Consider the following 17,201-nt stretch of genomic DNA (forward strand, 5'->3'; position numbering starts at 1 on the left):
GACGCTACTAGCTGATCAGAAAAGTAGATGCTGGTCTCGACGGATACTGCTGCCGAAAGCTACTCCTCGTCTCGCAGTCGCTCGAGAACTTCCTCCGCGTTCTCGACTGCCTGCTCTTTTTTCGCGGGGTAGGCTTCGACTTTCCCGCGGAACGTGATTCCCTCGCCGAGCCGGACGTTGCCCTCGAAGGCGGCCTGCTTGTCGAGACGCAAGAACAGTTCGGTGTTCTCGGTGACCCGTTCGTCCAGTTCGTCGATCAATCGGTCGAACTCCTCGAGGTCGGCGAGTCTCGAAAGGACGTGCCTGACCTCGTCGGCGTTCTCGACGCGGGCCGAGAAGACGAGAATTCGGTCGCCGTAGTGGCCCTCGCTCTCGGTGCGCTCGAGTTCGAACGGCTCGTCGTCTTCGCTCTCGGGGAGAAAGGTTCGGAGCGCCTCCTCGACGCGTTTCTCGTCCTCGGTGGCGTAACAGAACGTCCGTAAGTCGACGTAGTGAAGCGGTATCTGTGGCATTACAGTAAGCGGTGGCGACTCGAGTACGGGCGTCTGTCCGACTATTCCTCGTCGTCCTCGTCGCCGTCGGCCGCCTCGAGAGCGTCCTCGGGGACGCCGGCCTCTTGGCCGTCCTCGAAGCTGACGGTGTAGGTGACGTCGCCGAACATCGATTCCATCGTCTGGGTGATCGTGCCGGTCTCTCCGTCGAACTCGCTGTGTTCGTCGTGCAGGACGACCTGGTCGTCTTCCTCGAAGCTCATAGTGGTCGTTCCCCGGCAGTCGGTAAAAATGGACTGATTCGCGAATCGGCGACCGTGACCGACGCCGTTCCGACGAAACTATTATCAGATTCGACCAGTTAGTTCCGTATCATGTTCACAATTCTGACCCCCCTGTTGACGCTTCTGGGCGCGTATGCAGTCTACGCCGACGCGGTCGCCCGCGATACCGACAGCCCAATCGGCTGGGCACTCTGTACGGCTGCGGTCGGCTTCCTCCTCGGACCACTGTTCCTGGGTGGGTTTCTCGTAGTGTATCTCTTCTTGCACGCACTCGAGAGATGGTGGGGAGCCCGGAAAACGGGCGCTTGAGCTACCCACCGTAGCAGTGGGAGTCAGCGTGGACTCCCGATCTAATGCTTTGGCAAGCCTGAACAGATGAGTGAAACCGAATGCAGTCGTCTGGTTTCACTCATCAGTCGACGCTTGGCGGAGTACTAGCCACAGTCGAACCAGGAGCATAGCCTCCGTTCACGTTCAACATCCCGCTGGTTGAGCGCACGTTCAAGAGTGTGCCGCCGTCGCCACCAGTTTGGTTCCGACAGAGCCACCACAAGCCGCTGTTTTACAGTTCGTCGTCTGCCACTTACTCGAAATAGAGTTGGTAGTTAAGAGGGCGTATAAAGATGACACTGGGACAGGCGAACAGCTATCCCTCCGACCCCATCAGACCCGAGCAAGATGGCACTCGAGCAGTCTGCTGGGGAGTCGAAAACGGTCTGGAGTGGGACAGTACCGACCGCGTGGGACCTACGCGTGGTCGGTCTGGTCGTCGCAGTCGCGGCGCTTGCAGCGTCGGTGAACGTCCCCTACGGCGGGGTTCCCGTGGCGGCCGTCGCGTTTCTCGTCCTGACGGCCGGCGGATTCGTCGTCCACTTGCTGGGTGAACGACAACTACGGCGTCTCACCGACGGTCTCGTCGAACGGTGGGCAGACGCTGGCGGCACGATCGAAGACGTCACCCGCAGTGCGGAAGGGTCGAGAACGGAGTGGACCGTCCATACGCCCGACGGTGACGTTACCATCGGCGGTGTTCCCGTCATCCCGATGACGCAACTTTCCATCGAGTGGCAGGGCGTCAGCGATACGATGGACGCGGGCGAGGCAGAAGAGAACCTGGATCGGCTCGCGGCGTCGCTGTACGAGGAAATCTTCGAGATTCAGGCCTCCCCCGACCAGACCCATCACTCCCCGAACAGTGCTTCGTGACGCTGAGCGAGGTTCGTGTACTCCCCCGAGGAGTACTCCTCGAAGACCGCCTCGGCGTCGATGCCCGTCTCCTCGAGCGGCGTGATCTCTGCCGGGACGCCACGAACGAACGATTCCGGCGGGACGTCATAGCCATCGGGAACGACCGTTCCTGCAGCGACGATGCTCCCGGTGCCGATCGTCGCAGCCGTGTTTATCGTCGCGTTGAACCCGATCAATGCACTCTCATCGACGGTTGCCTCGTTGAGCACCGCCCCGTGGCCGACCATCACGCGGTCCTCGAGTACGGCGGCGTGTAACGTGGCGTTGTCGCCGACGTGGGCTTGGCGACCGATCCGAACCGGCCCGACGTCGCCCCGGAGAACGACGCCCGGCCAGACGCTCGCGTCGGCACCGACCGTGACGTCTCCGACGACGGTCGCCTCGGCTCTGGTGAATCGCATGACTGCATAGACTTCGACCGTCAGAACTAGGGAGTTGAAGCGGGAAACGGCGGATGCTCTATGTCCAAAATTTCCCGCTTCACTGGGAAGGTCGTGACGTTGGCTAAAAGTGCTGTTGGTGGCCGAGGCGAATCCGCCGCCCCGCAGGGTGGCGGCGGATTCGCCGACTACGCCGTCGTTTCGCTGCACTGTCTGCGGATTTACTTGGAGAAATCCTACCGGGAAGCACTTGACCTGTTGAGCGAGATGCCACAAATACTGGCGGAGATCGGCCTTGAGGAGGCCGATCTCCCTGATCACTCTACGCTAGTGAAAGCATTTGATAGGATCAAGATGGCAGTCTGGCGAGTGCTGCTGCGCCTGTCGGCGCAGCTGCACGAGCCATCTGGCCATGCGGCGATGGATGCGACGTTTTTCGACCGCGAAAACGCGAGCAAACACTACTGCCGACGGACGAATTACCGCGTTCAGACGCTCAAAACAACGGCTCTGGTCGATACTGAGTCACAAGCTATCCTCGACGTTCACTGCACAACCAAGAAACGTCACGACACGCAGATCGGCTGGCAACTCGCCCGCCGCAACGCTGGCGAGTTGCACAGCCTCGCCGCCGACAAAGGCTACGACTGGCAACGGTTCCGTGATAAACTCCGGGAAGAGGACGTAAGACCGCTGATCAAGCATCGAGAGTTCCGTCCCATCGATCACGCGCATAACGCGCGGATCGATGGGACTCTCTACGGCCAGAGAGCGTTGTCTGAGACCGTCTTCTCGGTGATCAAGCGCACGCTCGGCGACGCCGTGCGTGCGCGAAGCTGGTATCGTGAGTTCCGTGAAATCGTCCTAATGTGTGCCGTATACAACATCAAGCGTACCGTCAACTAGCGAAATCAAGCGCCGTATGGCGATTCACCACGGCCAAGTAGTTCATCGCGAAGTCGGTAAACCCCAGCGCCTTCGATATGGGGCGTCTGACCGAGTGGACCTCGTCGGGACTCAACTCGAGTTCGATGTCGTCGATGGCGCGTTTCTCCATGGGGGCCGTTTGCGAACGGAAAACATAAGTGTCATGCTATTACGCCTCGACAGAAGCGACGCTATATGCGACCGGTGGGAAAAGTAACGCCTACGGTCGTTCGGTCCCGACTGTCGGCCGTGAACCGCCGCACGGTACTCCAGTCGGCCGGCGTCGTCGCGATGACCGGACTCGCAGGCTGTCTCGACGGCGTCCAGGAACACTTCGGGCTCCAGGGAGTCGTCCCGATCGAGATCGAGAACGAAGCCGACAACCCGTACAACCTCCAACTCGAGGCCTACGACACCGAGTCGGGACGGCAAACGTACGAGGAGAGTTTCTCCGTCACCCCGCAGGTCCGGACGTCGCCTCAGCATCTCGAGCGGACCCACCAGCGGTTCCGTATCGTCAGGTTCGATCTCGACGACGAACCGATGGAGGTCAGGGAAGTCTCGATCACGTCGGAGACGCAACTCGTGACGATCCTTCTCTCCGAAGACGACCTCGTCGTCGACGTCGATCGTGGCGAGGCTCCCGGAAACGAGACCGTTACGGCTCCCGAGTCCCCTGTGGCCGACGAACGCGACGAGGACGACGTTGTCGACGAGGAAATCGACGCAACGAACGCGAGAGGCTACTGATACGAATTGCTGTAACTGTTTCCCGCAACTCACCAGAGCGGGGTCGGCGATCGGCGGTAAGTGACGACAGTAAACCGTACGACAGCCAGTACACACCCGATCGCACGATGGAAGCGCGCCAGCGAGCGACGAGAGCGGAAACCCCGGACAACGGACGGCACGGACGGGACAGTTCGACTGACGGGTCGAATCGAGCGACACCGCCAGATTCGCTCCCGCAGTGCGGGCGTGGCCCGCCACAGCCGCCACACTCGAGTGGCGTCCACTCGCGTTTGTCCGCGACGCACCGCGACGTAGCCCGCGCTACCAGCGTCACCGGTACGCTCTCGGTATGCGGAATAGCAACCTTTTCGACCGTCGCCGATTCACTCGCTGTCATGAACTTCTTCGATCGATTGCACGACCGCATCCGGACGGTCGACAGCGTCGTCAGCATCGGGCTCGACCCCGACCTCGACCGGATTCCCGACCACCTCGAGGACCACGACCTGCCCCGCTGGGCGTTTAACCGGCGGATCATAGACGCCACTCACGAACACGCCGCCGCCTACAAGCCCAACGCTGCCTTCTACGAGGACCCCGACGGCTGGCGTGCCCTCGAGGAGACCATCGCCTACGCACACGGGAAAAACGTTCCCGTCCTGCTGGATGCAAAGCGGGCCGACATCGGGAATACGACGCGCCAGTACGCTCAACTGCTCGAGAAAGCCGACGCGATCACGGTCAACCCCTACATGGGTCGCGATTCGCTCCAGCCGTTCCTGGCCGACGAGGAGTCGGGCGTGTTCGTCCTCTGTCGCACCTCGAACCCGGGCGGCGAGGATCTTCAGGATCTGGAACTCGAGACGGGCGAACCCGTCTACGAACGCGTCGCCGCGCTCGCGGATCTGTGGAACGAGAACGACAACGTCGGTCTCGTGGTGGGGGCGACGAAACCCGAGGAACTCGAGGAACTGCGCGAGCAGGTGCCCGCCCTCCCCTTCCTCGTTCCCGGCGTCGGCGCACAGGGTGGCGACGCCGAGGCTGCAGTCGAGTACGGCCTGGCCGACGGTGTCGGCTTGGTCAACTCCTCTCGCGGGATCATCTTCGCGGGAGAAGACAGCGAAGCGTTCGCGACGGCGAGCAAGCAGGCTGCGAACCGTCTCAAGAAGCGTTTGAACCAGTATCGGTAGCTTCCTTCTCCACTTGCTTTTGGCGACGGTCAGCCGGAAGACTTATTCCCATTAGTTGAAATTTTTCGCATACCCAACTCGAGTCGACGAACCGAGAGCGGGGGCGTGCCGGCGTGCCGGCGTCGTCTCCGTGGATCGGAGAGCAACCGACGACGCGAACAAAATACTATAGATATATGACATCCTCCACTTTGCTTCGTGTGAAGGGGCGTGCCGCGTTCCTGACGGTGATCCTCGTTTTGATCGGTCTCACCACGGTCGCGGTCGTTGCGGGTAGCGCGGCAGCCGATCCGGGTCACGAACGCGTCGGGCCGGAGACCGACGGGGGGCTGCCGTCACTCGACCTGGCCGATGGCGCGGCCGAATCGAACGCGACCGAGAACGCGTCCATCGAGTTCGTCGAGGACGCGTCCGGCGAAAGCGGTGACGTGATCGACGTTCCGATTTCGCTCGAGCATGCCGACGCCGGCTACGTCCAGCTCGTCGACTACGACGGCGGGCAGTTCAAAGCCGTCACTGGGTTCGAGACCGATGGTAACTCCGTTGGCGAGGCCATCCTGCAGTTCAACACCTACGCGCCGGCCGACGAGGCGTCGTGGAACGTCCACGGCGACTACGAGGACGACGTTTCGCTCACGGAGACTCGATACGCGACCGCACCAGCGGACGAACGGCTCGCAGCCGACGAGTACGGAATGGTCGCCGGTCTCCAACTCGACGACACGTACGAGACGCCGGTCATCGAATCCGGCTACGACACCGACACGTCGACGGTTACTGTCGACGAGCCGACGCCGCCGACGAACATCACTACCTCGATTGCGCCGATCGACGCCGACCTCGAAGGGAAAGACGAGTACCGAGACGCGACGATCACCAACCGGTCGGCGGTCGCAGCCGGCGACTCGCTGCTGGTGACCGTCGAGGACTTCGGCTACTCCGGGCTCGTCCGGGAGTTCGACGGAGGCGAATCGCTCGACGAAGAACTCGGCGGCGAGATGGTCGAACTGACGATCGTCGAACAGGTGGGCTGGTGGTACGTCGAATCCCGTGTCTGGTCGACGGACAGCGACGTTTCGGCGCCAGACGACGACGTGTATCACGTCGACGCGACCGTCGTCTCTACCGACTACGAACGGTACGACGGGGATTTGATGCTGGAACTCGAGTACGACGACACCGAACACCCCCTCGATGTCGGTGGCTACGACCTGCAGTACGCGGTCGACGAAAACAGCTCGCTCGTCGACAACGAGGTCGAACTCGAGACCGAGTTCGAGGTCGTCGAGCCGACGCTCGAGTGGACCGAGGACGCGAAAGCAGTGTCGAACGACGCCAACGCGACGGTAACTGGAACGACAAACATCGCCCCTGGAAGCTCGATTACCACCAGTGCGCGGGCAGCAGACGCGTTTACAGCCGCTGCCGACGCCGTCGTCGAAGCTGACGGGAGCTTCACTGCCGGTTACGACTTCAGCGAGTACGAGCACGGCCTCGAGTTCGAACTCCAGGCGTATCCGGACGCGCAGACCGCCTACGAGGCTGACGGTGCACTGATGGACGAGGTCAGTTCCGTTCTTGCGAGTGTTCTTTCCGCGTCGATCGATCTCGACGTCGACGCACCCGCCGAAGTCGAAGCCGGCGACGCGGCCTCGCTCGGCGTTACCGTCGAAAACGAGGGCAACGAATCCGTGGACGTCGACATTACTGTCGTCATCGACGACGAGGAGGTTGAAGACACGACAGTCTCTCTCGAGGCGGGCGAGCGGTGGCTCGACCGGTTCGTCGTCGACACTGACGGCGGAAGCGACGTCGAGTGGCTCGTCGCTGCCGGCGATGTCTCCGATAGCGACACTCTGCAGATCGTCGGCGAGGACGACGACGAGCCACTCGACGTCGACGCCGACGAAGCCACCGAAGCCGATACCGCCGATGTCGACGACGAGTGGTCCGACCCAGCCGAAGACGAAGACGAGGATGAGATGCCTGGATTCGGCGCTGCAGTCGCCGTCCTCGCCCTGCTCGTCACGGCCGGAGCGGCGCTGTTCGGTCGAAGCTAGGACGAGTCACTCGAGCAGTCCTCGTACGGCGGCTCCCGGTAGAAGTAGTTCGGCGTTTCGACTCTGTTTTCGTACTTCTTGTGGAAAATGTGCGTCGACGCTGGCGACACCGGTGGGATGAGCCACGACCAGTCGCCGGTTACTTCGCGGTCGGCTTGCTCTTCTCGTTGTTCGAACGCCTCGAACTGTTCTGCGGCCGTGTGGTGGTCGACGATTCTTACTCCTGTCCGATCGTAGGAGTGTAACACTGCACGGTTCAGTTCGACGATCGCCTCGTCTTTCCACAGGTCTCGGTTCCGAGAGGTGTCCAGGCCGAGTCCGTCTGCCACCGCGGGGAGTACGTCGTACCGGTCTTCGTCGGCGAAGTTCCGCGCGGCGATCTCGGTCGCCATGTACCAGCCATTGAACGGCGCGGCCGTATACTGGAGGCCGCCGATCTCGAGTCGCATGTTCGAGATGACGGGGACGGCGTACCATTGGAGGTCGAGATCGGCGATCCAGTCGTGGTCGGGGTGGTGGATCGGCACCTCGAGGGCGAGATCGTCAGGGACCTCGAACAGTTCCGGTTCGTTGTCTCGGAGCTGGACGACGAGTGGCAAGACGTCGTAGTCGGTCTCGTCACCCTCCCACCCGCGAGACTGACAGTACTCGGTGAACTCGACTTCGGCAGGGTCGCCGACGATGCCGTCGTCGGTCTCGTAGCCAGCGTAGCGAACGAGCTGGTGATTCCAGATCTGGACCTGCTGTTTGCCACGGACCATCGGTTCGAACACGGTGATCGTCGGCCGAATGTCGCCGTCGTTAGTCGCGTACTCGAGGTGGTGACAGAGAGCGTCGTAGACACTCTCGGCGTCGTCTGCGTCGCGAGCGTCGATCACGTCGAGCGTCTCCCAGAAGAGGCGGCCGATACAGCGGTTGCTGTTTCGCCAGGCCATCCTCGCACCGTGTTCGAGTTCTTCGGGCGTGTGCTCGTAGTGTCCCGACTCGGCGATCGAGGCGCGGATCTCGGCGAGACGGGGTTCGATCTCGTCTTCGTTCTCGAGTTCGGCGTAACACTGCCGGACGAACGCTTCGGCCTCGGCGTACAAGTCCTCCGGGTCGTGCTCCGGCACGGGCGCGTGCATGTTTTGATCGCAGGAGTGAACGAGTTTAGCGTCGTCGGTTCAACCCATTCCTGTTGGTTCGAAGCGACGCTCGGCCGAAAGCAGCGACGTTCTCGGCTACCGATCACTTCGTCCCGGGTTCGGACGCACCGTCGACTTCGAGGACCCGCCCGACCACACGGCCGTCCGCTATTCGATCGACGATTTCGACCGCAACTGGTTCGTCTGGCGGCCGTTCCTCGAGCTGATCCACACCCTCGACGACGGCGACGGCGACGGGGCTGGCCTCGTTCGGGTGGTCGGCGACCAGTCGGCCGTCGCGTTCCTCGAGATGGAGACGGAACGTCTCGCCGACGCCGAGGGACTCTCCAAGCAGGTCGCGGATGGAGGTCATCAGAAGCGGTGAATGTCGGTCTCGTCGGTCTCTCGTCCCGGCCGTGCCTGAGAAGCACAGTCGGCACAGAGTCCGAGACGCCGCTCGTAGTGTTGTGCGCAGGCGAGCGTCCCGCAGTTCCCGCATCGCTCCTGTGCCGGGCGCGATTCACAGATCTGGCAGAGGCCGCTGACGCTCATACCCACTGTACGGACTCGAGCGTCTTGAAACCGGGCCCGGCGGCCGTGTCGTCGGTGCAGTCGAAGAGTTCGCCGACGACCTCGAGAGAGCGGTGAGCGAACTGATCGACGCCCTCGCGGACGACCACGTCGCAGAAAGTGACTTCGGCGAATCGTTGGCAGTCGGACGCGAAACGCGTTCTCCGGGCCGAATCGTCTCGATAAATGTTGGCATTCTACGGGAAGGCTTTTGCACTGTGAGTCTCTATCACTCCCTATGAGCCGTGACCGGGTCCTCCTCGAGCGGGCCCTGGAACGTGGCGAACAGGACGGTGGCAACGTCGAGTTCAAGGAACGACTCTCACGGGACGTCCACCTCGAGGGTGGTCGGCGGGAAAGCCTGGCAGCACAGCTTCGACACCGCCTGCTGTCGGGCGACGGCGAGGCGACCTACGTGGTCGGCGTCACCGACGACGGCGGCCTGGCGGGGATCGATCCGGACACCTTCTCCGAGACGATGGACGTGCTCTCTTTGCTCGCCGAAGAGGCCGACGCACACATCGACGACGTCCAGACGTGGGGCATCGAGGGCGGAATCGTCGGCGTCGCACTCATTCAGGAAGGGGGCGTCCTCGAGACCGACGACGAGCACGTCGTGGTCGGCACGGCCGGCCACGTCGACCACGGAAAGAGTACGCTCGTGGGGTCGCTCGTGACGGGCAAGCCGGACGACGGGGACGGGGCGACTCGAGCTTACCTCGACGTCCAGCCACACGAGGTCGAACGTGGGCTCTCGGCGGATCTTTCGTATTCGGTCTACGGCTTCGACGACGACGGTCCCGTTCGGGTCCGAAACCCGAACCGCAAGTCCGATCGGGCGGCGGTCGTCGAAGAGGCGGATCGGCTGGTCTCGTTCGTCGACACCGTCGGCCACGAGCCCTGGCTGCGGACGACGATCCGCGGACTCGTCGGGCAGAAACTCGACTACGGGCTGCTCGTGGTCGCTGCCGACGACGGGCCAACCCGCACCACGCGCGAGCACCTCGGCGTCCTGCTGGCGACCGACCTCCCCACTATCGTCGCGATCACGAAGACCGACGCGGTCAGCGACGAACGCGTCGAAGAAGTAGAACGCGAGGTCGAGAGTCTGTTGCGCGAGGTCGACAAATCGCCGCTGCGGGTCTCTCGCCACGGTGTCGACGCCGCCGTCGAAGAGATCAACGAGCGCGTCGTCCCTATCGTCGAGACGAGCGCGATCACGATGGAGGGGCTCGACACCCTAGACGTCCTGTTCGACCGGCTCCCGAAGACCTCCCAGGACGACGGCAAGTTCCGGATGTACGTCGATCGCAGCTACTCGGTTACCGGCGTCGGTGCGGTCGCCTCCGGCACTGTCATGTCCGGCGAGGTCGAGGCCGGCGACGAACTCCTGATCGGGCCGACCTCCGACGGCCGTTTCCGGGAGGTCGAGGTGCGCTCGATCGAGATGCACTACCACCGCGTCGACCAGGCCCAGGCCGGCCGCATCGTCGGTATCGCCCTGAAAGGGATCAACGAAACCGCCATCGAACGAGGCATGGTCCTCCTCCCACGAGATGCCGAGCCCGACCCCGTCCGCGAGTTCGAGGCCGAAGTGATGGTGCTCAACCACCCCACCCGGATCGGCGACGGCTACGAACCCGTCGTCCACCTCGAGACGATCGGCGAAGCCGCCGCCTTCTACCCCGAAGACGGTCGACTGCTGCCCGGTGACACTGGGAAGACCACCGTCGAGTTCAAGTTCCGACCGTACCTCGTCGAGGAGGGCCAGAAGTTCGTCTTCCGCGAGGGACGAAGTAAAGGGGTCGGTACGGTGACGGACGTTCACCCGATGGACTGACGTTACAACTGACACTCCCGCCCGATCTCTCGTTCGTACGCCGATTTGATCCGTTCGAACGCCGCTTTGCCGAACGCCGTTCGCAGCCGTGGGGCCGCCGTCGCGAAGAACTCGTCCAGCCCGTCGTACTCCTCGAAGTGCTCGTTCGTCCCGTCCGTCTCGTAGCGCCCCTCTCGCTCGTACTTCAGCGCCTGCAGGCAGTTCTCGAGCAGGTCCACGTCCTTGACGAAACAAGCGGTCGGCGTCTCGCGGGCCTCGTACTCCGCCCAACGCGATCGTAACTGTGACTCGAGTCCGAACGGCGCGAGCAGGTCGTCTATCGCCTCGCGCTCGGTCCGTTCTTTCTCGGCCTCGGAGATCCGATCCCGCCCCTGCCCCGCTCGAGTCGGGACGTCGCCGGTGCGGGCCTCCGCGAGGTCGTGAACGAGTGCCATCTCGACGGCCCGCTGGCGGTCGACGGCGTCGTCGACTGCCTCGTGGTCGGCGTAGAGCAGACAGAGCGTGGCCGTCCCCCAGGTGTGGCCGGCGACGGACTCGGGCTCGTCGACGTCGCGCAACTGCCAGCCCGTCCGGCGTTCGTCTTTTAGCTCGAGAAACTCGAGGACGGACGCGAGTTCGGCAGCCTCCATCAGAGATCGAACGACTCGAGCAAGACGTCCTCGTCGGTCTCGCCGTGGACGTACGTCGGACCGCCGATCACGTCGACGGTTACCTTCGCGGGCGCAAACAGGTCGGCGGGAACCTCTTCGAACTCCCACTCGAGGTCGTCGAACACCGCTTCGAACGGGCGACCGTGGTCTTCGGCGGCCGTCGACGGGATCGAGTCGAAAACGTCGTCGTCCTCACGGACCGTGAGGTGTGCGGTGCCACCGTAGGCGATCGCGTCGTTCGTGCGTGCGATAGCTGTCCGCTCGTCGTCGGCGACTGGTGCGACCGGCGCACGACCGGTCGCGGAGACGATGTCGAGCGGACCGTACCCCAGTTCGGTGAGTCGAAACGTCGCGAGTTCGGCCGCGCGCGCAGCGTTCGTGATGCTTCCGGCGATGCTCGCCGTCGGATAGGCAAGCAAGAAGACGCTGCTCGTCTCGACCTCGGCGAGTTCGGCAACCTGCTCGGCGGCCGATTCGGGCGGTAGCTCGTCGGTCTCGACGGCCAGTGCCGTCAAGTCGAACGCGTCGGTGTAGCCGATCCGGCGGAACTCGTCTTCCTCGGCCACAAGCGCGCGTGCGGGACCGCTGCCCAACCCCTCGAAGTCCTCCGTCGCCAGTTCCCAGCCGGCTTTCTGGGAACACAGCAACGAGAGAGCAGGCTGGTCGGTCGTCAGTTCCACGTACGGAACCGGTGCGTCGCCGACCGACCCCAGCTCGTGACTCGGCGTCGCCATCCCCGCCGTCTGGATCTCGGTCAGTAACAGTCCGGCCTCCACACCGCCGTCGAACTCGATCCCGAAGTCCAGTACCGTCGCCTCGTTCTCGAGATCGTAGCCGCCGACGTTGAGCTCCTCGGCATAGTCGAGCGCTTCGTCGACGAGTTCGATCGCCATTCGGTTCAGGCTCTCCATGGGCTCACTTTAGCCTCCCGCGTAAAACCGTTTGCCAGTTCGCGTCCGACCAGCGTCGGACTCGTGTCAGACCGCCGGCTCGTAGCCGGCGTCCTCGATCGTTCCACTGATCGTTCCCTCGTCGACGGTCTCCTCGTCGTGTTCGACGCGAACCTCGCCCGACTCGTGGTCTGCAGTCACCGACGAAACGCCAGACAGCGCCTCGAGCGCGTCGACGACGCTCTCTTCGCAGCCGTCACAGGCCATGCCATCGACCTCGAGTGTGGTCTGTTCCATACGCGAGCAGACGGCAGGAAGCGGGTTGAGTGTTCCCCTTTCGGGACGCTACTCGTCCATACTCGTCGGTGGCCGACCGAGTTTCTCTTCGACGGCCTCGACTTTTGCCGCCGCAGTCGTCTCGCTCGTGCGCTTGTCGTCGATTTTCAACACTGTACTGACGCGGTCGCCGTCGACGGCCTCGTGGGCTGCCTGGGCTGCCGCGAACAGTTCGCCGATATCGTCCGTCTCGATCACTGTTCCCATCGGATTCGTCTCGTACTCGACGTTGTACTCCTCCAGGGCAGCGACCGCCTCCGCGACCTCGTCGCTCATACTGTCCTCGATCACTGGTGCGACGCTCAGTAGTGCAACGACTGTCATACTCGACCCTCGGACCGGCGGACAATAAAAACGGTTCACAGGCGGTACCAGGCAGATGCCACGAGGCTTGAGCCCGTGGAGTACAAGATCGAATCCACTGAGTTGTTCGTGGAGACGCCGAACCCTGCGTACACGAGTCAGGTATTCGTGTTGTGGGTTTACCACGAGGATAACCCAACGACAAGGAGTTCGATTGCGTGGATTGCAGGTAGAAGATGAACGCTGATTACAATGTGGTCATCAGACTCGTCTGATGAGCAGCAAACGCAAAGCGTTTGCGACGGCGAAGAACATCCCAACCGATACTGCGGGTATATCCATCGCGGGCAGACGTCTCGCGGTGGATGGGCTACTAGTCAACTAACCCGAGCATGTCATAGAATCGTTCGCAGCGATCAGTAGAGATGCCTATTGATACTGATGGATAAAACTTCATGTATCTCTAGATGCGGGGGAATAGTATGGCGACGTTGGAGAACGTCTCTGTCGAAGACCTCCGCCAGATCTTGGCGGAGGTCGATGATGCCGATGCAACAAAGCGGCTCATGGCCGCGATCACCTACAAAGAGATAGAAGATCTAACGCAAGCAGAAGCCGCCGCACTCTATGGATTTTCCAGCAGTTGGGCCTCGAAATGGTTCAATCGACTCGAACGGCTCGCCGACGAGCCGTTCGAGGAGGTCGTCTACGACAAACCACGAGAGGGCAGACCATCCGAACTCTCTGACGACGAGCACGAGCAGTTTGTTGAGGTACTTCACGAGTCTCCCGAAGACGTTGGATACAACGCGCCCGCGTGGTCTGTTTCACTAGCGCGTCACTATCTCTCCGAAGAATTCGGTGTTGAGTACTGCGAACGTCACGTCCGACGACTGATGTCCGAGGCCGGGCTGTCCTGGAAGACAGCCCGGCCGGAGTTCCACAAGTCCGACGAACGAGCCCAAGAGGCCTGGGAAGAAGGGTTCAAAAAAAGCGCGACAACTTGGACGATGAATACACGATCCTGACCATCGATCAGACGCGACAGGTTCTCTCGACGCTGATCTACGCGTGGTTTCCAGAAGGGGAGCGCCCGTCACTCCCGGTGACGGGCGCGTGGGACAGCATCAAACTCCTCGGGGCAGTCAGCAATAGCGGCGAGACGTTCTTTCTCCCGTGTGAGGAGAATTTCAACAGCGACACCACAATCCGGTTGCTCGACGCTCTCCAAACCGAGTTCGGCGAGAAAATCTACGTTGTCTTAGATAATGCCTCCTATTTTACGGCGAACAAGGTGCAGGCATTCGCCGAAGGAACTCCGATCGAACTGTGTTACCTTCCACGGGGTTCACCAGAGCTGAACCCCGTGGAAGAGTGCTGGCGACGACTCAATCAAGCACTCGGCAACCGCTTGTTCAACACACTGGATGAACTTCAAGAGGCTGCACTGACCGCGCTTGACGACATCGAACCGCCGAATGTCTTTACGTACTTATGTCCTTGAGTATCAATCGTCTCATCAGTGGCGTTGTGGAGCAGGTGGAGCTTCGCTCCAGCCTGCTCCTCGTGACGGGCTTGGAACTCGTCGGAGAGGAACTCGTGCAACCGCAACACCGTTCCGTCTGCGATCATCACGTCTCTGAAGCGGTCGATGTCAGCGTCAACAGCGTTGGGAACAGCGACCTCGTCGAGCGCGGTCTCGACGAGGTCGCGGAGATATTCGGCGAGTGACGGCGTCAGTCGCTGATAGAAGCCGCCGGGAGAGATCGTCTCGTCGGCTGTAGAGTTGTAGCTACGTCTGAAGCCAGCGAGTGTTCGGCTCTCGTCTGCGGCGAAGCCGAACACGAACGCCCACGCGAGGACGGGGATCTGGAGCTTTCCGTCTCGTTCGACCACGCCGAGTTCCTCGGCGTGCTCTTCGAGGAACTCAGAGGGAAACAGTGTAGTGAGCCGACGCATAATTCGAGATGAGGAGCCGGAGTTGTACACAGACTCGGCTTCCTCATTCCTTTCAAAAAGTAGCCTCGATAAGCCGCTGCTGTCACGCGGTTTCTGACTTAGCTAAAGACGGATGAGAGAAACGGGTAATGGGAGGAGACCGGCGAGGCGAGTTCGTTCGTCATCTGAGCGAGGAGGAGTTGGACCGTCTGCTTCGTCCAGCAGACGATCCAAAGGTCGTCAAGCGGCTCACCTTTGTCAAGCGTCTCTACAAGGGTGCAACGTACGAAGAAGCAGCTGACGACGTGGGGAAATCTGCGTCGACTGGAAGTCGCTGGGCACGTCGATGGAACGATGGCGGGCTGGGTCAGTTGACACCGAACTTCGGGGGCGGAAGGCCCCCGAAGCTCGGTGACGAGGAACAAGAGCGTCTTCTAGAACTTCTCGAGAGGGACAACCCTGGAAAGCACAAGAAGTTCATCAACTCTTGGACAGAGTTCGATGTTGAGTACCACCCGGATTATCTCGGCCGATTCCTCCGGAATCTCGGACTCTCCTACGCTAAACCACGTCCCAAACGACCCTCCCGGCCAGAAAACGCCGATGAAATCCTCGAAGAACGCGTCGCAGACGCGTTCGACGAGGAACCAGAGACAGCACATAACAAGCGTCCTGATGCTGAGGACGAAGGCTGGGTCCTCGACGACGATATTTGTACAGATGGGGGAACTGTCGTCGGTTTCTGTGACGCTTCTCACCCGCAACCATACGACAATTCGCATCGACTGTGGTACGTCGATGGTCCGACACTGGAACGACCGCTGGTGAAGCTTGACGAACCAGCGGTCGGGTGCTATACGCTTACCGGCGAAAGTGTCCTGACCTTTCCTGCAGATCAATCGAAAGAGACCATCTGTGCCCTACTGGAGGAGGTCCGCGAGCAGAATCCGAGAACGCGGATTCTGCTCGTCTTGGACGACTTCTCGTCTCATACGGATTACTGTAACGATTTACCGGCGCAACCGCCGCCCGGGTCGCGGTTGTGCCGAAAATGACTTACAGTAAACCGTCTCACATCTGTGAACACACGCGCAAGCGCGCACATCAACTCGGTATCGATCTCGTCTTTCTTCCGGTCGGTTCACCGCATCTCAATCCAATCGAGCAGGTCTGGAAAGTGCTCAAACGGAATGCTTCACCAATCGTCGTGGCGAGCGAGAGCGCGTTCCGCACTCTCGCTCGCCGTCTCTTCAACACCCTCACCGATCGACTTGGATTCGCCAAGTCTTGGATCGGCCAGTTCCTCAGTCCATATTTGCAAAAGTTATCTTGATCATTAGTCCGACGTTCTCGGTGTGGCAGTTCTACTTCTTGTTCGCGGTTTCGATGTACAATCTGTGGATCCTCGCAAATGTGCTTGTCTCAGCTGGTGCTATACCGGAGAAACCGCCAATCTCGACACGTGTATTCAGGGAATTTGTTGTTGTGACTGGTTACGGATAGGGGGAGACCAGTCCGACCAAGATGATCGGTCAAAACGCCGTAACCGAGTGGAAACGCTCAGAAACGCCGCTATCGGCGGCGTTTCTTCGCTCTGTTCCTCGCTGTGTCGCATAGATCGTTGGAGCGCTGTAATCCAAATCGGCTGTTCGACCAATTTCGTTCAGCAGACCGCGTTGAATCGGCAACTACTGTGAACGGTGGGATTTTCTCCTTGAAGAAAGATAGATTGCTGGCCGGCAAGTGTCGACGCACCCGCGACTCGAGACGGTTGCATCGGGACATCGGTACAGCAATTCGTCTCAACTGCACTAGTGATCGCACTACTGTCGCGTAATCGGGTGTGCTGACCGATGGGCGCTACGTCGCTGGCCCCGCAATGCAGTGTTTCCGGTGTCGAGTGCGACCACGTGCCCGTCCCGAGCGGGAAAGACGGGAGCCCCGCCTTAAGAGGCTGGATAATCGGCAGGAAGCATATAGAGACTTCCGTTTCTATCGTCCCGTACTCTCCCCATGACAACTCACGAAATGGATCTGCGAGGACTCGACTGCCCACAGCCGACGTTAGAAATCGGCGTGAAAGCGTCAGAGCTCGACGACGGGGAAGTGATCGTCGCCGAAGCCGATTGCTCGACGTTTCCGGACGACGTGCGAGACTGGTGTGAGAAGACCGACTCGACGCTGATCTCGCTCGTCGAGCCCGAACCGGGCGTCTACGAGGCAGAGATTCAGCTCTGA

The 17,201-nt window shown here is 61.3% G+C and carries 22 protein-coding genes and 2 pseudogenes; 11 read left to right on the top strand and 13 right to left on the bottom strand.

Annotated features, from left to right (window positions below; genetic code table 11):
* Nucleotides 1-59 precede the first annotated feature (59 nt).
* Both NATGR_RS13795 and NATGR_RS13800 read right to left on the bottom strand, forming a co-directional pair.
* On the bottom strand, nucleotides 60-512 hold the full coding sequence (locus tag NATGR_RS13795) for an RNA-binding protein (RefSeq protein ID WP_005579093.1): 453 nt from the start codon (nucleotides 510-512) through the stop codon (nucleotides 60-62).
* Between the two features lie 41 nt (nucleotides 513-553).
* Nucleotides 554-754: a hypothetical protein gene (locus NATGR_RS13800; RefSeq protein ID WP_005579095.1), complete on the bottom strand. Its 201-nt coding sequence runs from the start codon at nucleotides 752-754 to the stop codon at nucleotides 554-556.
* Nucleotides 755-865: 111 nt separating this feature from the next.
* Between NATGR_RS13800 and NATGR_RS13805 the strand changes: the two genes are divergently transcribed.
* Both NATGR_RS13805 and NATGR_RS13810 read left to right on the top strand, forming a co-directional pair.
* On the top strand, nucleotides 866-1,084 hold the full coding sequence (locus tag NATGR_RS13805) for a hypothetical protein (RefSeq protein ID WP_005579097.1): 219 nt from the start codon (nucleotides 866-868) through the stop codon (nucleotides 1,082-1,084).
* A gap of 369 nt (nucleotides 1,085-1,453) precedes the next feature.
* Nucleotides 1,454-1,981, top strand: coding sequence for a hypothetical protein (locus tag NATGR_RS13810; protein WP_005579098.1), 528 nt, complete (start codon nucleotides 1,454-1,456; stop codon nucleotides 1,979-1,981).
* On the opposite strand, the gene NATGR_RS13815 is transcribed toward NATGR_RS13810, so the two are convergent.
* The gene (locus NATGR_RS13815; protein ID WP_005579100.1) at nucleotides 1,957-2,424 is read right to left on the bottom strand and encodes a gamma carbonic anhydrase family protein; all 468 of its coding nucleotides are present in this window, start codon (nucleotides 2,422-2,424) and stop codon (nucleotides 1,957-1,959) included. The genes NATGR_RS13810 and NATGR_RS13815 overlap by 25 nt on opposite strands.
* 60 nt (nucleotides 2,425-2,484) lie before the next feature.
* Here NATGR_RS13815 and NATGR_RS13820 point away from each other — a divergent pair, with 60 nt between their 5' ends.
* Entirely contained in the window at nucleotides 2,485-3,309 is an 825-nt protein-coding gene (locus tag NATGR_RS13820) for an IS5-like element ISNagr1 family transposase (protein WP_015233383.1), read from the top strand.
* Between the two features lie 37 nt (nucleotides 3,310-3,346).
* Here NATGR_RS13820 and NATGR_RS13825 read toward each other — a convergent pair.
* A pseudogene (locus tag NATGR_RS13825) lies at nucleotides 3,347-3,460 on the bottom strand (cupin); the annotation flags it as partial.
* Nucleotides 3,461-3,579: 119 nt separating this feature from the next.
* Between NATGR_RS13825 and NATGR_RS13830 the strand changes: the two are divergent.
* From NATGR_RS13830 to NATGR_RS13840, 3 genes are all read left to right on the top strand, one after another.
* A complete protein-coding gene (locus NATGR_RS13830) occupies nucleotides 3,580-4,080 on the top strand; it encodes a hypothetical protein (RefSeq protein ID WP_231990892.1) in 501 nt (166 codons plus the stop codon).
* Nucleotides 4,081-4,457: 377 nt separating this feature from the next.
* Nucleotides 4,458-5,252: an orotidine-5'-phosphate decarboxylase gene (pyrF, locus tag NATGR_RS13835; RefSeq protein ID WP_005579122.1), complete on the top strand. Its 795-nt coding sequence runs from the start codon at nucleotides 4,458-4,460 to the stop codon at nucleotides 5,250-5,252.
* 200 nt (nucleotides 5,253-5,452) lie between these two features.
* On the top strand, nucleotides 5,453-7,312 hold the full coding sequence (locus NATGR_RS13840) for a BGTF surface domain-containing protein (RefSeq protein ID WP_005579124.1): 1,860 nt from the start codon (nucleotides 5,453-5,455) through the stop codon (nucleotides 7,310-7,312).
* Here NATGR_RS13840 and NATGR_RS13845 read toward each other — a convergent pair.
* The 4 genes from NATGR_RS13845 to NATGR_RS20470 all read right to left on the bottom strand — a co-directional run bounded on the left by NATGR_RS13845 (nucleotide 7,309) and on the right by NATGR_RS20470 (nucleotide 9,116).
* Entirely contained in the window at nucleotides 7,309-8,436 is a 1,128-nt protein-coding gene (locus tag NATGR_RS13845; RefSeq protein WP_005579126.1) for a nitric oxide synthase oxygenase, read from the bottom strand. The genes NATGR_RS13840 and NATGR_RS13845 overlap by 4 nt on opposite strands.
* Before the next feature lie 103 nt (nucleotides 8,437-8,539).
* Nucleotides 8,540-8,809 (bottom strand): hypothetical protein, encoded by a 270-nt coding sequence (locus NATGR_RS13850; protein WP_005579128.1) that lies wholly within the window; start codon nucleotides 8,807-8,809, stop codon nucleotides 8,540-8,542.
* On the bottom strand, nucleotides 8,809-8,988 hold the full coding sequence (locus NATGR_RS13855; protein ID WP_005579130.1) for a hypothetical protein: 180 nt from the start codon (nucleotides 8,986-8,988) through the stop codon (nucleotides 8,809-8,811). Before NATGR_RS13855 ends, NATGR_RS13850 begins: the two co-directional genes overlap by 1 nt.
* On the bottom strand, nucleotides 8,985-9,116 hold the full coding sequence (locus NATGR_RS20470; RefSeq protein ID WP_269459374.1) for a hypothetical protein: 132 nt from the start codon (nucleotides 9,114-9,116) through the stop codon (nucleotides 8,985-8,987). The genes NATGR_RS13855 and NATGR_RS20470 overlap by 4 nt, the downstream gene beginning before the upstream one ends.
* Before the next feature lie 128 nt (nucleotides 9,117-9,244).
* Between NATGR_RS20470 and NATGR_RS13860 the strand changes: the two genes are divergently transcribed.
* The gene (locus NATGR_RS13860; protein WP_005579133.1) at nucleotides 9,245-10,846 is read left to right on the top strand and encodes a GTPBP1 family GTP-binding protein; all 1,602 of its coding nucleotides are present in this window, start codon (nucleotides 9,245-9,247) and stop codon (nucleotides 10,844-10,846) included.
* 2 nt (nucleotides 10,847-10,848) lie between these two features.
* On the opposite strand, the gene NATGR_RS13865 is transcribed toward NATGR_RS13860, so the two are convergent.
* The 4 genes from NATGR_RS13865 to NATGR_RS13880 form a co-directional block, all read right to left on the bottom strand.
* Nucleotides 10,849-11,475 (bottom strand): HD domain-containing protein, encoded by a 627-nt coding sequence (locus NATGR_RS13865; protein ID WP_005579135.1) that lies wholly within the window; start codon nucleotides 11,473-11,475, stop codon nucleotides 10,849-10,851.
* The gene (mch, locus tag NATGR_RS13870) at nucleotides 11,475-12,407 is read right to left on the bottom strand and encodes a methenyltetrahydromethanopterin cyclohydrolase (RefSeq protein WP_005579136.1); all 933 of its coding nucleotides are present in this window, start codon (nucleotides 12,405-12,407) and stop codon (nucleotides 11,475-11,477) included. Before mch ends, NATGR_RS13865 begins: the two co-directional genes overlap by 1 nt.
* Nucleotides 12,408-12,473: 66 nt before the next feature.
* Nucleotides 12,474-12,683, bottom strand: coding sequence for a heavy-metal-associated domain-containing protein (locus NATGR_RS13875; protein WP_005579138.1), 210 nt, complete (start codon nucleotides 12,681-12,683; stop codon nucleotides 12,474-12,476).
* 48 nt (nucleotides 12,684-12,731) lie between these two features.
* Nucleotides 12,732-13,046: an MTH1187 family thiamine-binding protein gene (locus tag NATGR_RS13880; RefSeq protein ID WP_005579141.1), complete on the bottom strand. Its 315-nt coding sequence runs from the start codon at nucleotides 13,044-13,046 to the stop codon at nucleotides 12,732-12,734.
* Between the two features lie 461 nt (nucleotides 13,047-13,507).
* On the opposite strand from NATGR_RS13880, the gene NATGR_RS18995 reads away from it, so the two are divergent.
* Nucleotides 13,508-14,529, top strand: a protein-coding gene (locus NATGR_RS18995) for an IS630-like element ISNagr2 family transposase (protein WP_155897290.1) whose coding sequence is annotated in 2 segments (ribosomal slippage) — nucleotides 13,508-14,012 and nucleotides 14,012-14,529 — 1,023 coding nt in all. Because the reading frame shifts where the segments join, the coding sequence is not laid out codon by codon here.
* Nucleotides 14,530-14,531: 2 nt separating this feature from the next.
* Here NATGR_RS18995 and NATGR_RS13895 read toward each other — a convergent pair.
* Nucleotides 14,532-14,984, bottom strand: a pseudogene (locus tag NATGR_RS13895) (IS4 family transposase); the annotation flags it as partial.
* Nucleotides 14,985-15,112: 128 nt separating this feature from the next.
* Here NATGR_RS13895 and NATGR_RS13900 point away from each other — a divergent pair.
* The 3 genes from NATGR_RS13900 (at nucleotide 15,113) to NATGR_RS13905 (ending at nucleotide 17,201) form a co-directional block, all read left to right on the top strand.
* Nucleotides 15,113-16,018 (top strand): IS630 family transposase, encoded by a 906-nt coding sequence (locus tag NATGR_RS13900; protein ID WP_394295377.1) that lies wholly within the window; start codon nucleotides 15,113-15,115, stop codon nucleotides 16,016-16,018.
* On the top strand, nucleotides 16,015-16,296 hold the full coding sequence (locus tag NATGR_RS20675; protein ID WP_394295378.1) for a transposase: 282 nt from the start codon (nucleotides 16,015-16,017) through the stop codon (nucleotides 16,294-16,296). Before NATGR_RS13900 ends, NATGR_RS20675 begins: the two co-directional genes overlap by 4 nt.
* A 680-nt stretch (nucleotides 16,297-16,976) precedes the next feature.
* Complete coding sequence (locus tag NATGR_RS13905) at nucleotides 16,977-17,201, top strand: sulfurtransferase TusA family protein (RefSeq protein WP_005577980.1); 225 nt, start codon at nucleotides 16,977-16,979, stop codon at nucleotides 17,199-17,201.

This window comes from Natronobacterium gregoryi SP2 (genome assembly GCF_000230715.2).
Classification (GTDB): Archaea; Halobacteriota; Halobacteria; order Halobacteriales; family Natrialbaceae; genus Natronobacterium; species Natronobacterium gregoryi.

Bases quoted from the DNA above. Each gene is read 5' to 3' on its own strand.
- NATGR_RS13795 (WP_005579093.1), bottom strand. From the start codon at position 512: ATGCCACAGATACCGCTTCACTACGTCGACTTACGGACGTTCTGTTAC.
- NATGR_RS13800 (WP_005579095.1), bottom strand. From the start codon at position 754: ATGAGCTTCGAGGAAGACGACCAGGTCGTCCTGCACGACGAACACAGC.
- NATGR_RS13805 (WP_005579097.1), top strand. From the start codon at position 866: ATGTTCACAATTCTGACCCCCCTGTTGACGCTTCTGGGCGCGTATGCA.
- NATGR_RS13810 (WP_005579098.1), top strand. From the start codon at position 1,454: ATGGCACTCGAGCAGTCTGCTGGGGAGTCGAAAACGGTCTGGAGTGGG.
- NATGR_RS13815 (WP_005579100.1), bottom strand. From the start codon at position 2,424: ATGCGATTCACCAGAGCCGAGGCGACCGTCGTCGGAGACGTCACGGTC.
- NATGR_RS13820 (WP_015233383.1), top strand. From the start codon at position 2,485: ATGTCCAAAATTTCCCGCTTCACTGGGAAGGTCGTGACGTTGGCTAAA.
- pyrF (WP_005579122.1), top strand. From the start codon at position 4,458: ATGAACTTCTTCGATCGATTGCACGACCGCATCCGGACGGTCGACAGC.
- NATGR_RS13845 (WP_005579126.1), bottom strand. From the start codon at position 8,436: ATGCACGCGCCCGTGCCGGAGCACGACCCGGAGGACTTGTACGCCGAG.
- NATGR_RS13850 (WP_005579128.1), bottom strand. From the start codon at position 8,809: ATGACCTCCATCCGCGACCTGCTTGGAGAGTCCCTCGGCGTCGGCGAG.
- NATGR_RS13855 (WP_005579130.1), bottom strand. From the start codon at position 8,988: ATGAGCGTCAGCGGCCTCTGCCAGATCTGTGAATCGCGCCCGGCACAG.
- NATGR_RS13860 (WP_005579133.1), top strand. From the start codon at position 9,245: ATGAGCCGTGACCGGGTCCTCCTCGAGCGGGCCCTGGAACGTGGCGAA.
- NATGR_RS13865 (WP_005579135.1), bottom strand. From the start codon at position 11,475: ATGGAGGCTGCCGAACTCGCGTCCGTCCTCGAGTTTCTCGAGCTAAAA.
- mch (WP_005579136.1), bottom strand. From the start codon at position 12,407: ATGGAGAGCCTGAACCGAATGGCGATCGAACTCGTCGACGAAGCGCTC.
- NATGR_RS13875 (WP_005579138.1), bottom strand. From the start codon at position 12,683: ATGGAACAGACCACACTCGAGGTCGATGGCATGGCCTGTGACGGCTGC.
- NATGR_RS13880 (WP_005579141.1), bottom strand. From the start codon at position 13,046: ATGACAGTCGTTGCACTACTGAGCGTCGCACCAGTGATCGAGGACAGT.
- NATGR_RS13900 (WP_394295377.1), top strand. From the start codon at position 15,113: ATGGGAGGAGACCGGCGAGGCGAGTTCGTTCGTCATCTGAGCGAGGAG.
- NATGR_RS20675 (WP_394295378.1), top strand. From the start codon at position 16,015: ATGACTTACAGTAAACCGTCTCACATCTGTGAACACACGCGCAAGCGC.
- NATGR_RS13905 (WP_005577980.1), top strand. From the start codon at position 16,977: ATGACAACTCACGAAATGGATCTGCGAGGACTCGACTGCCCACAGCCG.